The organism is Paenibacillus tuaregi (genome assembly GCF_900086655.1).
Lineage (GTDB): Bacteria > Bacillota > Bacilli > Paenibacillales > Paenibacillaceae > Fontibacillus > Fontibacillus tuaregi.
Genome location: NZ_LT575476.1, coordinates 5567125 through 5580682, shown reverse-complemented (window position 1 = coordinate 5580682; position 13558 = coordinate 5567125). Strand labels below are relative to the sequence as shown.

The following is a 13558-nucleotide window of genomic DNA, read 5'->3' as shown; positions in this document are numbered from 1 at the left end:
ACGCGACTATACCGATTTTGACGAAATGCCCTACTGCACATTTCGCATCCCGCACCAGCCTGTTCAGCGCTACTCATATGTCATACCACTGTATGACGTTCCTGTCTCCTTTATTCAAAACAAAAAGAAGCCTAGAGAAAGAGTGTAAGAGGATCTCTTTCGTGGCTTCCGGCTGACTAAAGGAATGTAGGATGCACGAGTTGCCTCTCTCTTCATACGCTTACGAGGTTAGCTGTCGGGTTCGGGCGTAGAGAGCTGCCCTATCTCAGTTCATCCGCTCATGGCGCAATGACCTTGAATTCACCCCAAAGACCCGTTAAAGAAATCAAATACGGAACGTTCAGTCAACAATCCGTATTGGTTCCCCCGTTCTCCGGTTGCCCGAAGATTCAGCGAGACTGGTTCTTGGAATTGTAATTGATGTGTGAATGGAGCCAGTAATTCGTGGCTTTATACCCGGTTAGGTTTACATCCAATTCACATAGCTAGCAAATTCGTGGTGCTGCCAGACCAAATCAATTACTGAAAAGATTCTATCCTGTTTATATGCATGTTGTAAAGCAGGAATCAACTAGTTTTTTTAAAAAAATGGTTAATTTTTTGTAATAATCATCCTTTTTTAGATTAAAAACTATTAATCTTTCCCAAATACTCTTTATTTCAGCGGTTTTACTCCCGATTTCAGCTTATTCCAAATCGTTCCAGTGCATTTCGGGTGGTAATTTCCGCGATTTCCTCCACAGATACACCCTTTAGCTCTGCTGCCATTTCGGCAACAAGACGCACGTGTGCAGACTCATTTCTCTTCCCCCGATACGGGTGCGGAGTCAGATAAGGGGAGTCCGTTTCAATCAACAGCCGGTCCATGGGAACCTGTTTTAATACTTCTTTGGGCTGCTTAGCGTTCTTAAACGTAATGGGCCCCCCAAAAGAAATGTGGAATCCCAAATCCAGACACATCTTGGCTGTCTCCCAGCTGCCTGAGAACGAATGCATTACCCCGCCAACCTCCTCAGCCTTCTCTTCCCGCAGAATCCGGACCACGTCTTCATGAGCATCCCGGTTATGAATAACAATCGGCATTTTCAAGCTTCGGGCAAGTCCAATCTGCTTGCGGAATACCTGATGCTGAATTTCCTTGGGTGAGGTGTCCCAGTAGTAGTCAAGGCCTATCTCCCCGATGGCCACAACCTTCTTGTGCGCACATAATTCGGCAATCCACTCCAAATCCCCGTCCTGCATCGTAATCGCGTCTTGGGGATGCCAACCGACAGCAGCGTAGATGAAATCGTAGGTTTCGGCAAGCTTCATAGTGGATGGAATGGTCTCCCGGTTAAATCCGACATTAATCATCCGGCTGACCCCTTGCTCTATAGCACGGGCAATCACTTCCTCCCGATCCTCGTCAAATTGCGGTGCATCCAAATGGGTATGTGTATCGAATAACACGGATATTTCCTCCTTCACATTAGAGCAAATTAAGTAATGCAGCTATTTCCTCCGGCAGCTTGCGGGCGAGTCCGCGCAGCTTTTCTTCCGGGTAATACATGTGATATTTCCCGCGGTGTATTCCGCTGATAGAGCGGACAATGTCGGACACCTCTGAAATTTCCCGCAGCCGATCCTGCCGGTCCAGAAGCAGAATTTGTTTCTTCTTGGAATTGTCTTCCGGCCGGAAGACATCATAAGGCAGATCCGTAGGAAAATCAATTTCCAGATCGTAATTAGGATCAAGTCCTAAATCGCGGAAAGAGCGCCGGATTTCATCAATAATTTCCATATCTAACATTTCAAGTTCTACATATTTATACAGTTTTCTGTCGATAAATCGTGTGCACAAATCTGCTAGCAGCGGATCGTGTTCACGTCGCCATTGAACAAAAGAAGTCTGTACTAAAGCCTCATCAAGCAGCAGGTATTCTTCCACGGTTAAGTCCCGGTTGAAAAGGCCCGGAAGCGGGTCAGGCAGGAAGGAGAAGCGGAAGCCCTCCTGGTGAAGCTCCTTCGCCCTGCGGAAGATCTGCCGCAGAATAATCTCGGAACTTCGGGTTACCGGGTGGAAGTATACCTGCCAGTACATTTGATATCTGGACATCAAATAATCTTCCACAGCATGCATGCCGGACTCCTTAACAACCACTCTACCCTGAAAGGGGCGGAGCATCCGCAGAATCCGGTCAATATCGATGGTTCCATAATTGACCCCGGTGAAATAGGCATCCCTCAGTAAATAATCCATCCGGTCGGCATCCAGCGGACTTGATACCAGATTGACCACAATGGCCTTATCATAGTCCTTCCTTATAACTGCCGCAACCTTCTCCGGAAAATCCTCCCCTTCCCGTTTCAATATGTTATTAACGTGGGTATTCCCGAGTATGATTCGGCATGTCCAATCTTCATGATTCATATGGAAGGCTTCCTCGATCGAATGGGAGAACGGTCCGTGTCCAAGATCATGCAGAAGGGCTGCACACAAAGCGACCAGCCGCTCCTCTTGCGGCCAATCCGAATAGGAGGAACGCTCGAACTGCGAAATGATTCTGCGTGTAATTTCATATACCCCTAAGGAGTGGGAGAACCTGCTATGCTCGGCCCCGTGAAAAGTAAGATAGGAAGTGCCTAACTGCCGGATTCTTCTAAGCCGTTGAAATTCCGGGGTATTAATTAGTGACCAGATCAGATCATCTTGAACATGAACATAATTATGTACCGGATCTTTAAATACCTTTTCCTCAGAAAGTAAAAAATTCATCATCCCCAACTCCTTCTCCAAACTTTTTTATAAAAAAATTTAAAAAAAATGAAATTTGTCGACAACTTTTGTCGAATAATGTCGTATATATAAACAAGCCGATTTCCAAAATGTCGAACGCTGCGTCAGTATTCCTTAACGGTGCTGTCCAAAGCCCTGTTTGGGTTCCGGTATAATACTCAAAGAAAAATATAGCATTATGCCTTTAAACATGTTGACTGTTTTGGCAATCGTTGGTATTATAAATATCATAAAACAGAGAACCGTGTCGAATAATGACATTTTTAAATTATAGCGAGAGGGGCAATCATCGGTTATGATGAAATCAACAGGTATTGTAAGAAAAGTAGACGAGCTGGGACGGGTGGTTATTCCCATTGAATTGCGCCGCACTCTAGGTATTGGCGAGAAAGATGCGCTCGAAATCTATGTGGACGGGGAACGCATCATGCTCAAGAAGTACGAGCCTGCCTGCATTTTCTGTGGCAACGCTGAGAATGTCACTTACTTCAAAGGCAAAATTGTGTGTCATGAGTGTCTTTCTGAAATTCCTGCACCTGTGACAAACTAAAGAAAATAGGATATAATAGATTTACTTAAACTGTTAATTCTAACCTTTTTCATATCTCCTTGGCACCTTCTCCAGGCTTGAACCCGGCCTGAAGGAGGTCGTTTTTTTGTTGTACGCAGCTAAGCCTTCATGATGAAGGCTTATTTTTGTTTCTTTATAATAAGGCGTTGTAGATATCCCTCTTGGCTACTCCGCGATCAGCTGCTGTTTTTTTCATAGCATCTTTCCGGCTCAGGCCTTCTTCCTGCTCATAATGATTCACGTGCTCATCAATAGTCAGGGACTGCCACCATAATCCGCCTCTCTCCTGAACTTCCCCGGGCTTAGCCCCTTCCACGGCGATACAGTATTCTCCCAGAGGGGGATGCTCTCCCAGCCAGCTCAGACACTCACTAATAAGCCCCCGGCTCACTTCTTCATACCGCTTGGTCAGTTCCCTGGCCATGGCGATGTTTCTATCTCCGCAAGTATCTAAAATATGCTGCAGTGTCTTGATAATCCGATGGGGAGACTCGTACAGCAGCACGGTTCCTTCAAAATCCCGCAGGCTTAGGAGCAATTGTTCCCTGATCTTCTTGTCCCGCGGCAAAAACCCGGCAAATTGGAACCGGTCCGTAGGAAGTCCCGAGACAATGAGAGCTGATAAAGCGGCATTGGCCCCAGGGATTGGAATCACCGGAATACCTTCAGCCACTGCGAGCTTCACCAGGTCCTGTCCAGGGTCTGAAATCGCTGGTAGACCTGCATCACTAACAAGTGCCAAATCATTTCCTTCTATTATAAGTCTGATCAATTCTGGTCCGCTTGCGGCTTTGTTATGCTCATGATAGCTGAGCAGGCGTTTGGGTGATATCTCAAAGTGGGATAACAGCTTACGGGTCTGTCTTGTATCCTCGGCAGCAATGATATCAGCTTCCTGCAGTGTACGAACCGCGCGGTAGGTCATATCCTCCAAGTTTCCAATGGGCGTCGCCACCAGAAACAGCTTGCCTGTTAGCAAATCTTTTCCTTTCTCTTTCTCCGACTCAAAACTTTTCTGTACTTGTATGCTCATTTTGTTCCCTCATTTGATCCGTAATAGATGTTCATAATTTCCGGACAGTATTCTCCATTCTCCTGATACACCACCAGTGGTGGGAGAATCCGCATATCCGGCTTTCCGTCCCGTATTCCCTCAATCAGAACCATATTGGCCTCCAGGTGCTGACGCGGGTGTACAAACCGCACCAGCTTAGGCTCAAGACGGTATTTCCTCATTAAAGTGATAATCTCACCGAGACGCTGCGGCTTATGTACCATAGAGAACTTCCCCCCATTGCGAAGCAGCCGCATGGAGGCCTGCATCAATTCCTCCAGGCTGCAGTGAATTTCATGCCGGGCTATAGCCTGGTGAATATTGAGTTTAATATCCCCCTTCTGAAGCGGCATATAAGGAGGATTCACCGTAATCGCATGATAGGCTCCAGGCCCCTCCTGATTCGGCAGGTCCCGCAGATCCCCATGTCTGATCTTAATCCGGCTCTCCAGTCCGTTCATCCTTACACTTCGGTCCGCCATATCCGCCAACCGCTCTTGAATTTCAATACCTTCAATCTGGGCCTCCGTCCTTGTCGAAAGAAGCAGGGGAACAACTCCATTGCCTGTACATAAGTCCAAAATTCGACCATGTTTGGGGACTGCCGCAAATCGGGCCAACAGGACAGCGTCCATCGAGAAGCTGAATACCTCATCACTTTGAATAATATGAAGATCATGGGTGAGCAAGTCATCCACCCTCTCTTGATCATACACCGGTACTGTATACATAAGATTAATACGTCCAATCTATCCAAATTTGAAAAAAACCGTAGGAGTAGCTCCTACGGTTGTTATTTATTAAGAAACGACAAGCAGAAAAGGCAATCGCCTTCTGTGCGCAGATGTCCATAATACACATTACAAATATGAAAGCCTTCGTGATATAGACGGGCCAGATTGTCGTAACCTTCACCGACAATATCGATGTCGATATGCTCGCCATGCTCGTGCAGCTCCGGATGACTCTCCGTCTGTACAGGCGGCTGCCCACCGGCCTCAGCTTCCCGCTTCAGCACTTTGCGCAGCTGCTCATTCTCCAGCGAATAACGCTGGTTCTCCTCGAGCAGCTTCTTCACTTCGAGCTTGAGAATTCCAAGTTCGCTGTGGAGGCTTTCCATTTTTGATTCCAAATCAAGCAGGTTTGTATAAATATCTTTTTTTTCCAAGTCCCCACCCCAAGAATCATCTCTATGGTTTACTTGACAACAACGTCATCCAATGGAAGTTCTTTAACCTTGCTGATTTCAAAGAGCTGTACATGCACGGTCCGTGAGCCAGCATTAATGCCAACCACTTTCCCCTCACCGAGGGATGTGATGACAAGCTTGCCTACAGAAGGCAGCTCCTCTTTGGTGCTTTCATAATTATCATGCTCAAATTTCAGGCAGCACATCAATCTGCCGCATAGACCCGAAATCTTTGTTGGATTCAAGGACAAGCTTTGATCCTTGGCCATCTTGATCGATACCGGCTCGAAATCCCCAAGCCAGGATGAACAGCAGAGCACTCGTCCGCATGGGCCAATTCCCCCAAGCATCTTAGCTTCATCTCTTACCCCAATCTGACGCAGTTCAATCCTTGTCCGGAAAATACTCGCCAGATCCTTCACCAATTCCCGGAAATCGACTCTTCCTTCCGCCGTGAAATAAAATATAATTTTATTACGGTCAAAAGTAAATTCCACATCAACCAGTTTCATTTTCAAGTCGTGGTCTTTGATTTTATTTAAACAAGTGGCGAATGCATTCTTCGCCGCAAGCTTATTCTCCTCAACAACTTTGGCATCAGCTCCGTCTGCGACGCGGATAACCTTCTTCAGCGGCAGGACCACGTCCGACTCATCCACCGTCTTCTTTCCGACGACAACCTTACCATACTCGATCCCCCGTGCCGTTTCGACAATGACACAGTTCTCCTTCTCCACGGCGAGCTCCAGTGGATCGAAGTAATATATTTTGCCCGCTTTTTTGAAACGGACACCCACTACAGTGTACAAAAACTAACCCCCTCGTATAGCTTGTGCTAATCCGGCAGAATTACCCGCCCGGATATGGGTGAATCTTAAACCATCTCCGGCTTGATTTCATCCATACCACCAAATTCTAAACCTATACGGAGGAACCATGAATCTGTTCCATCCATATATGTGGGAGAAAGTTTGTCCTACTCAATGGACCGAACTAACCATGTTCATTCCATACTAGCCGCCACTTAAGCGCCGGCTGAGTTCCTGTCCGTCAAAGCGATGAGGAACTGCTCCAGACATAGCTGGCCATTCATATTGTACCGCAGCTTCTTCTTGCTGTCTGCGGCCAGCGCCATACAGGAGACCCATTCTTCGGCGCTGCGTGTTCTGGCATAATTGGAGATAAACTCCCACTCATCTATGAAAACGATACTATCGTGCTTATGATACATGGCATGAATCATATCTTTAAACCACAAATGAAACAGGTCGAATAGGATATCCAGGTGGTCGCCAAGCCCGGCCTTCACTACGCCCTGCTGAGCTGTGATGAGAGCTGAGCCCGCTCTGCCCGTCGATTCCTTCCCCAATTGTACCACTACATTTCTGATTTCTGCAAACCAATTCTGCTGCAAAAGCTCCCTGCAAGCGCCTAATCCCGCCGCTAAATGTACAGCTGCCCGGACCAATGCTCCCGGATAATCCTCACCGGTCAAAATCTGCATCATCATTCCGGGACTAAGCGCCGTAAAAGGTACAAGCTGGGCCCTGGACTGAATGGTGGGAAGTAATGCCCGCCCATTATCCGACAACAGGATAGCCACAGCCGGCGAAGGCGGCTCCTCAAGAAATTTAAGCAGGCTGTTCGATGCCTGCACCGTCATCTTTTCAGTATCCTGAATGATATAGGCCTTCACATTGCCGCTCTCCGAACGATAAGAGAAAATCCGCTGCAGGTCGCGGATTTGGTCGATTTTTATAGAGTTTCCGTCAGGCTCAATCAGATGGAGGTCTGGATGGTTGCCATGAAGCAGCTTTCGGCATTCCAGGCACTCTCCGCAGGCGTCATCGCCACCCTCAGTGCAGAAAAGGGCCTGCACAAACGACAAGGCCATCTCTTTCTGACCACTTCCTGCAGGACCACTGAACAGATAAGCATGTGAAATCTTATTTTGCCTAAGCGCATTTTGCAGCAACTTCTTGGCCGCTTCCTGCCCGACAATTTCTTTGAAAGACATAATTCCTCTCTTCCTCTGCATTGGCCTTTAGCCCGTAAACAAGCCAGGGATAGGACGGCATGTCCTACCCAATTCGGCTCTAAAAGGTCAGATTGATCAGCATCCCCCGAATTTCTCCGATCTTCTGCAGAAGATCAATCTTGCCTTGTTCACTTTCCAGCAGCTCGTCAGCCATACTCAGCAGCGCTGAGTCAATCTCATCAATCAGATTATACTTCTTGCCTCTTCCACGCCGATCCCAGCCCTTGACTTCCTTCATCCGGACACCGCGGCGTACCGTGTCCTCCAGAAAACGCTTGACCAAGAGCCGATAGGCCTTAAGCTCACGCACCGTCATGGAATGTGCTAGTCGGTCACCCTGGAGCTGAATCTCCTTAAATCGGCGGTTCAGCTCCTGCTGGGATGCCTGCTCCCCCTGCTGCTGCATCGCATCCGAGAAGCTCTTGGAAGCAACGGGTTTATTGGCACCGTCTGACAGTCCTCTTCCACTCGTAAGCGGTCTGTAACCCGGTTCTATTTTCAAACTATATCACTGCCATTCCTTAATATTAATACCAGCGGCTTTTCGTTATTTGCATCAGAAATGCTCGAAGCGGTCAACTGGCAGTACAAAGACGGTAGCTCCACCAACCTGAACCTCAACTGGCAAAGGCAGATAAGAATCTGTCGTTCCACTCATCGGCGTAACCGGTGTCACGAGCTGCTCACGAACCTTACAGCTGCTCCGAATTACTCCCAGCACTGTCTCGACCTGATTGTCGTCTACCCCGATCATAAACGTCGTGTTTCCGGCACGAAGAAAACCGCCCGTACTTGCCAGCTTGGTTGCCCGGAAATTTGATTTCACCAGTGCCCCTGACAGACGGTTGCTGTCCTTGTCTTGGATAATCGCAACAATCAGCTTCATTCTACAGTCCCCCTTAGATTCGTGGTATAGGTTGCTGGCGCTGCCAGTCCGCCTACGATGGTCTCTTAAGAAAATTTCTTTTCTTATAAAAATATTATAACACTCTACAATTACCCGCGGAAACCCTTTAAAATCACGCTTAAATGCTCTTTGATCTCTTGGATGACCTCTTCCTTGTTCCTGTCCGCATTAATGGTTACAATTCGCTCAGGGAACAGCTCCCGGATCAAGTGATACCCCTCTCTCACTTTATGATGGAAGGCGATCCCCTCCAGATCGAGCCGGTTAACCTCCCGTCCCTGATTGGCGGCAATTCTGGCCAGACCCTTCTCTGGCTCAATATCGAGATAGAAGGTTAGGTCGGGCTGCCTGCCTTCTGTAGCGAATGAATTTACCGATAAAATATGCTCAATGCCCAGTCCCCGTGCATGTCCCTGATAAGCAAGACTGCTGTCAACAAAACGGTCACACAGCACATGGATGCCCTGTGCTAATGCAGGAAGAACCTTCTCTGCTAGATGCTGTCTTCGCGCAGCGGCGTAGAGTAGAGCCTCAGTCCGGCTATCCATTGCTGTATTCTGGGGGTCCAGAATGATATGCCTGATCTTCTCAGCAATTTCGATGCCTCCAGGTTCACGTGTGACCATATAGGGTATACCAGAGCCGGCTAGAGATTGAGAAATTTCCTCAAGAACTGTTGTCTTGCCAGAGCCATCTCCACCTTCAAATGTAATAAATTTACCCCAATTTGCGTTCATTAATAGTTACCAACTTTCTATTACATAACTTGAACTTTTGATTTACATATAAGGCAGGTGTGAGGAAATATTCTTAAGGTCGCTATTAGCCCTAGTTTTTCTGGTTTAAATTTATATCGTGGAGTTCCAGTACCAGAGGTGAGTGCTTCGCCTCTTCTGAATTATTCATTGCACAACTTGCCTATTAGTAGTTCTTAAGTTCGACTTATACACATTTTATTTATATACCCGGATGCTCTTCATGCTAGGGTCTTCTGTACCCTGACATTTCGCCTGAGATTTATGCAAAATCTGAAGAAGCTCTGCAGTTTCCTTTGTAATGAGCTCTCCCGGATACAAAATCGGTATGCCTGGCGGATAGGGAATAACCATTTCTGCCGCAATACGGCCTCCTGTGTATTCTACGGGTACTGCCTCAGTATCCTCACGGTTGATGGGTTTCATGTTAAAAGCAATGGCCTCGCTGATCCGACCGGCTGCTGGAATGTTCCACGTGGAAAGTCTATGGTCTGTTTCCAGCTCCGGCCCCGTACTCGCTTGTCCTCTGATCCTATTTGCGGCTAGGTCTGTATCTGTCATACTTGACTCATAAGAGTGAGATGATGCCACACTTGGTACATTTGGATCATAAATTTGCTCTGGTTCAAAATTATCCTGGCTAATCTGGCCAGCATGATTCCCCTCTAGATGATTTTGCTCTCCTGACGGCATTACGGGACCTTTGGATGACAAATCAGAATTTACTACTTCTTGATCCAGAGTCTCAAGCACGCTTACAAGCCGATCTACATCTTCCTCTGTAGTTCCCAGACTTAAAGCAAGCACCACATAAGTGGGATCACTCATCTCTGGAATACACCCTGCCTGCTCCAACCTTTCCTGAAGCTCATATCCACTGTAAACGTGATAGTTATCCGATATTATGACTTTAAAAGGGTCCTGCACTTGGTAAGCCCTCGGGTAAGCCATCTGAGAAGCTGCTTGATAAGCCTCTGAAAAAGCCACCCCCTCGTCCTCGATACCGCCTCCTGGATACTCCTCTATTTCTATATTATCTCCAGCGGGTTGCTCTGCTTCTGTAGTCTTTCCAGTAGGCTGCCCTATTTCTAGAATCTTACCAGCGTACTGCTCTGTTTCTGTAGTCTTTCTAGACTGCTGTTCTGCTGACAGAGTGTTATTAGCCTGCTTCTCGTCTGATATTCTACATCCAGCATACTGCTCTCCTGACAACCTGCTTACAGCATGCTTTCCTTCTGATATACTCCCCCCATTATGCTGCTTTCCTAATATTCTACATCCAGCAAGCTTCTCGTCTGCTGGCAGTTCGATCAGCTTAAACCTATTCAGCTTACGTATATGCTCCCTCAGTTTATCTGCTGCTCTGAGTCCTTCCGCAAACGCTGCAGGACCCGCTTCTTCAAGATAGCTTCGGCTCAAATCGAGCGAAGCCATAATTGGATAAGATGGGCTGGAACTCTGCACCATAGCCAACCGCTGACGCAGCAGCTCGCGATCAATTAGACTGCCCTGCACATGCAGCATCGCCCCCATGGTCAGCGCGGAGAGCATCTTATGGGTAGACTGCACGACCCCGTCTGCGCCGGCAGCCAGAGCGCTTCCGGGCAGTTCAGGGTGCAGCCCGAAATGGGCGCCGTGCGCCTCGTCCACCAGCAGCGGAACCCCGCTGCCGTGGCACAGCTCGGCAAGCGCGGCCAGATCTCCGCCCATCCCGTAATAGTTCGGGTGCGTCACTAACAGCCCTTTTGCGTCCGGATAACGGCGCAGGGCTTCACGCACCGTATCTGCGGACGGGATGATGCTTAGGCCGCTGGCCGGATCGGCCTCCGGCGCTAGGAACACTGCTTTTGCGCCAGCCAGCATTAATCCGTGAATGACGGATTTATGTACGTTGCGCTGCACGAGGAGCACGTCTCCCGGTGCACTGCATACCGTGAGAATAAGCCCCAGATTGCCGGCTGTGCTTCCGCCAACCAGGAAATACGAAGCCTCGGCTCCAAACAGGCGGGCTGCGCGTTCCTGTGCCTCGGCAATTACTCCCTCTGGATGATGAAGATCATCCAGTCCGGTAATTTCCGTGCCGTCAATCTGGGCAATCTGCCTGTAAAACCGGTCCCCTTCAGGCCGATTGCAAAGGACCCGTCCATCCTTATGGCCCGGCACGTGAAAAGAGGCGTTCCGCTTGTCCGCATACTCTGCGAGCGCAAACACAAGCGGAGCCTGTATATTATGATCATGGTTAGACATGTGATCTACAATCCTTCCAATCCATTTCTATCTATTGTACAGTATAATAATTAGGAGTCCCATACTTAATCTTCTGTAAGCTTAACCCTAGAAGGGGCAGCGTGTGTACTGTTAGAGGATACAACAAAAAAGGACCCTCTTCTTCTTGTCAAAGTGGGTCCTCTTATCCGGATTTATGCATTATTTTGCAGCCAGATTTGCTTCATTTGGTGAATGAAAAAATGGTATTTATCATCCTTCACGTCGGTGTGAACCATTTCCGACTCACAAGCGTCACAGATAAACTCAGAGACAATTACTATGCCTTCCTGCTTATGCTCGCCGCATATAATGCATTTTTCTACACTCTGAGCGTCCATTAAAGATCCCACCTTATCTTTTTTACTATCAGTATGGCACAGTTTCTATTATTCTAAACCTATTTCATAGCCCTTTCAATGGTTTCTATATATGTATGCAGCAGGCTCTCCGTAGGTGTTTGTACGGGGCAAACCTCAAATATTCTTTTTTACCATCCGATATATTAAGAAGACCTACATACTTATATGCATCTCTTATGATCAATTTTGTGAGGAGGGATCCGTTACTCCATGTCCGTTGAACCGAACAGTCAGGCGACCTTTTATCAATATAAGCTGCTCAAAAAAGTAATCTTTCCCCGCCCATTTGTTGTGACTTTTCTGCTGCTTCCGCTTTTTTGTGTGCTCACTACGATCATTACAATACACTGGACCAGCGTATTTTCCTTTGTCCTAGCCTTTCCAGTCATTCTATGGTTCCAGCTGGCTATCTCAAGGGCTGTGCTCATTATTGTCATCCACTCTCACCGTAAACGCTGGGAGATAAGTTATAAGCTACCCTGGATCGGTTATGTGCCGGATCAGCATGTAAGCTATCGAACTTTTTTGAAAGTTCAATTACATACCACATGGATCGGATTATGTCTGATTGCCATACTGTTCCCCTGGTCCCCCTTGTCCTTTGCTGTAAATATGATATTCTGGCATGTCTGGATCATGCTGCCCCGCTATTATGGGTTTCTTCTGTTGTGCAAGCAGCCTAAGGGTGGGATGGTTAAACTGAACGAACAGGACATTTCTTACTACATGCCGTAAAATCGTACAAAAAGCCGGGTTCCCTATTTGAGGAACCCGGCTCTTTTATTAATGGTTATATCTCTTCTTAAGTCTCCTTCAGAGACTTCTTATATGCATAGTCACATCATATTCCAAATGGATAACTTCCGAATAACTTACAGCTATCAAATGCCTCTAAATAATAAAAACCACCACCTGTTATCGGCAGTGGTTCTTCGCTTGGCGGCGTCCTACTCTCCCAGGACCCTGCGGTCCAAGTACCATCGGCGCTGGAGGGCTTAACGGTCGTGTTCGGGATGGGTACGCGTGGAACCCCTCCGCCATCGCCACCAAACATGATTTTTCGAAGCTCCCGCTTCTTGAAATCGCTGCGAGAAAATATCAGTCCTTGATAAAGGCCCACATCTTCTCATCAGGCTTGATCGCCTGAAAACTAGATACGAAACGAACTTGCGCACCCTTCTAGGAACTGCGTCCTTCGGGGTATTTTTTGGATAAGCCCTCGACCGATTAGTACTGGTCAGCTCCATGCATTGCTGCACTTCCACCCCCAGCCTATCTACCTCGTCGTCTTCAAGGGGTCTTACATACTGGGAAATCTCATCTTGAGGGGGGCTTCACGCTTAGATGCTTTCAGCGCTTATCCCTTCCGCACTTAGCTACCCAGCTGTGCTCCTGGCGGAACAACTGGTGCACCAGCGGTGCGTCCATCCCGGTCCTCTCGTACTAAGGACAGCTCCTCTCAAATTTCCTACGCCCACGACAGATAGGGACCGAACTGTCTCACGACGTTCTGAACCCAGCTCGCGTACCGCTTTAATGGGCGAACAGCCCAACCCTTGGGACCTACTTCAGCCCCAGGATGCGATGAGCCGACATCGAGGTGCCAAACCTCCCCGTCGATGTGGACTCTTGGGGGAGATA

The 13558-nt window shown here is 47.8% G+C and carries 14 protein-coding genes, 1 rRNA gene, 1 pseudogene, 1 riboswitch and 1 other annotated feature (1 of these 18 cut by a window edge); of the genes and pseudogenes, 2 read left to right on the top strand and 14 right to left on the bottom strand.

What is annotated here, in order from left to right; all coding sequences use genetic code 11:
* Positions 1 to 201: 201 nt before the first annotated feature.
* A riboswitch (cyclic di-AMP (ydaO/yuaA leader) is annotated at positions 202 to 405 on the bottom strand.
* 276 nt (positions 406 to 681) lie between these two features.
* Both BN6628_RS25185 and BN6628_RS25180 read right to left on the bottom strand, forming a co-directional pair.
* Positions 682 to 1449: a TatD family hydrolase gene (locus BN6628_RS25185; protein WP_068621688.1), complete on the bottom strand. Its 768-nt coding sequence runs from the start codon at positions 1447 to 1449 to the stop codon at positions 682 to 684.
* Positions 1450 to 1468: 19 nt separating this feature from the next.
* Positions 1469 to 2755 (bottom strand): HD domain-containing protein, encoded by a 1287-nt coding sequence (locus BN6628_RS25180; RefSeq protein WP_068621686.1) that lies wholly within the window; start codon positions 2753 to 2755, stop codon positions 1469 to 1471.
* Between the two features lie 316 nt (positions 2756 to 3071).
* On the opposite strand from BN6628_RS25180, the gene BN6628_RS25175 reads away from it, so the two are divergent.
* Positions 3072 to 3326, top strand: coding sequence for an AbrB/MazE/SpoVT family DNA-binding domain-containing protein (locus BN6628_RS25175; protein ID WP_068621685.1), 255 nt, complete (start codon positions 3072 to 3074; stop codon positions 3324 to 3326).
* A gap of 154 nt (positions 3327 to 3480) precedes the next feature.
* On the opposite strand, the gene rsmI is transcribed toward BN6628_RS25175, so the two are convergent.
* From rsmI to BN6628_RS25125, 11 genes and pseudogenes are all read right to left on the bottom strand, one after another.
* Complete coding sequence (rsmI, locus tag BN6628_RS25170; RefSeq protein WP_068621683.1) at positions 3481 to 4380, bottom strand: 16S rRNA (cytidine(1402)-2'-O)-methyltransferase; 900 nt, start codon at positions 4378 to 4380, stop codon at positions 3481 to 3483.
* Positions 4377 to 5132: a tRNA1(Val) (adenine(37)-N6)-methyltransferase gene (locus BN6628_RS25165; RefSeq protein ID WP_068621682.1), complete on the bottom strand. Its 756-nt coding sequence runs from the start codon at positions 5130 to 5132 to the stop codon at positions 4377 to 4379. The genes rsmI and BN6628_RS25165 overlap by 4 nt, the downstream gene beginning before the upstream one ends.
* 62 nt (positions 5133 to 5194) lie before the next feature.
* The gene (locus tag BN6628_RS25160) at positions 5195 to 5521 is read right to left on the bottom strand and encodes an initiation-control protein YabA (protein ID WP_374706316.1); all 327 of its coding nucleotides are present in this window, start codon (positions 5519 to 5521) and stop codon (positions 5195 to 5197) included.
* Between the two features lie 77 nt (positions 5522 to 5598).
* A complete protein-coding gene (locus BN6628_RS25155; protein ID WP_068621679.1) occupies positions 5599 to 6399 on the bottom strand; it encodes a PSP1 domain-containing protein in 801 nt (266 codons plus the stop codon).
* Positions 6400 to 6614: 215 nt separating this feature from the next.
* A complete protein-coding gene (holB, locus tag BN6628_RS25150) occupies positions 6615 to 7607 on the bottom strand; it encodes a DNA polymerase III subunit delta' (RefSeq protein ID WP_068621677.1) in 993 nt (330 codons plus the stop codon).
* A 79-nt stretch (positions 7608 to 7686) separates the two neighbouring features.
* A complete protein-coding gene (locus tag BN6628_RS25145; RefSeq protein WP_068621676.1) occupies positions 7687 to 8130 on the bottom strand; it encodes a YaaR family protein in 444 nt (147 codons plus the stop codon).
* A gap of 54 nt (positions 8131 to 8184) precedes the next feature.
* Positions 8185 to 8514: a cyclic-di-AMP receptor gene (locus BN6628_RS25140; protein WP_068621674.1), complete on the bottom strand. Its 330-nt coding sequence runs from the start codon at positions 8512 to 8514 to the stop codon at positions 8185 to 8187.
* A gap of 110 nt (positions 8515 to 8624) precedes the next feature.
* The gene (gene tmk, locus BN6628_RS25135; RefSeq protein ID WP_068621672.1) at positions 8625 to 9272 is read right to left on the bottom strand and encodes a dTMP kinase; all 648 of its coding nucleotides are present in this window, start codon (positions 9270 to 9272) and stop codon (positions 8625 to 8627) included.
* 216 nt (positions 9273 to 9488) lie between these two features.
* Positions 9489 to 9716, bottom strand: a complete 228-nt coding sequence (locus tag BN6628_RS27015; protein ID WP_392397674.1) for an Orn/Lys/Arg family decarboxylase — start codon at positions 9714 to 9716, stop codon at positions 9489 to 9491.
* Between the two features lie 363 nt (positions 9717 to 10079).
* Positions 10080 to 11537, bottom strand: a pseudogene (locus BN6628_RS25840) (aminotransferase class I/II-fold pyridoxal phosphate-dependent enzyme); the annotation flags it as partial.
* Between the two features lie 173 nt (positions 11538 to 11710).
* Positions 11711 to 11896, bottom strand: a complete 186-nt coding sequence (locus tag BN6628_RS25125; protein ID WP_068621669.1) for a sigma factor G inhibitor Gin — start codon at positions 11894 to 11896, stop codon at positions 11711 to 11713.
* A gap of 231 nt (positions 11897 to 12127) precedes the next feature.
* Here BN6628_RS25125 and BN6628_RS25120 point away from each other — a divergent pair, with 231 nt between their 5' ends.
* Positions 12128 to 12652 (top strand): hypothetical protein, encoded by a 525-nt coding sequence (locus BN6628_RS25120; protein ID WP_068621667.1) that lies wholly within the window; start codon positions 12128 to 12130, stop codon positions 12650 to 12652.
* A gap of 199 nt (positions 12653 to 12851) precedes the next feature.
* Here BN6628_RS25120 and rrf read toward each other — a convergent pair.
* Positions 12852 to 12968, bottom strand: a 5S ribosomal RNA gene (rrf, locus tag BN6628_RS25115).
* 156 nt (positions 12969 to 13124) lie between these two features.
* Positions 13125 to 13558 (bottom strand) — a sequence feature (most likely nonfunctional fraction of RNA operon); it runs 2814 nt beyond the window's last position.

Bases quoted from the DNA above. Each gene is read 5' to 3' on its own strand.
- BN6628_RS25120 (WP_068621667.1), top strand. From the start codon at position 12,128: ATGTCCGTTGAACCGAACAGTCAGGCGACCTTTTATCAATATAAGCTG.
- BN6628_RS27015 (WP_392397674.1), bottom strand. From the start codon at position 9,716: ATGAAACCCATCAACCGTGAGGATACTGAGGCAGTACCCGTAGAATAC.
- rsmI (WP_068621683.1), bottom strand. From the start codon at position 4,380: ATGAGCATACAAGTACAGAAAAGTTTTGAGTCGGAGAAAGAGAAAGGA.
- holB (WP_068621677.1), bottom strand. From the start codon at position 7,607: ATGTCTTTCAAAGAAATTGTCGGGCAGGAAGCGGCCAAGAAGTTGCTG.
- BN6628_RS25180 (WP_068621686.1), bottom strand. From the start codon at position 2,755: ATGAATTTTTTACTTTCTGAGGAAAAGGTATTTAAAGATCCGGTACAT.
- tmk (WP_068621672.1), bottom strand. From the start codon at position 9,272: ATGAACGCAAATTGGGGTAAATTTATTACATTTGAAGGTGGAGATGGC.
- BN6628_RS25165 (WP_068621682.1), bottom strand. From the start codon at position 5,132: ATGTATACAGTACCGGTGTATGATCAAGAGAGGGTGGATGACTTGCTC.
- BN6628_RS25160 (WP_374706316.1), bottom strand. From the start codon at position 5,521: ATGGAAAGCCTCCACAGCGAACTTGGAATTCTCAAGCTCGAAGTGAAG.
- BN6628_RS25175 (WP_068621685.1), top strand. From the start codon at position 3,072: ATGATGAAATCAACAGGTATTGTAAGAAAAGTAGACGAGCTGGGACGG.
- BN6628_RS25140 (WP_068621674.1), bottom strand. From the start codon at position 8,514: ATGAAGCTGATTGTTGCGATTATCCAAGACAAGGACAGCAACCGTCTG.
- BN6628_RS25125 (WP_068621669.1), bottom strand. From the start codon at position 11,896: ATGGACGCTCAGAGTGTAGAAAAATGCATTATATGCGGCGAGCATAAG.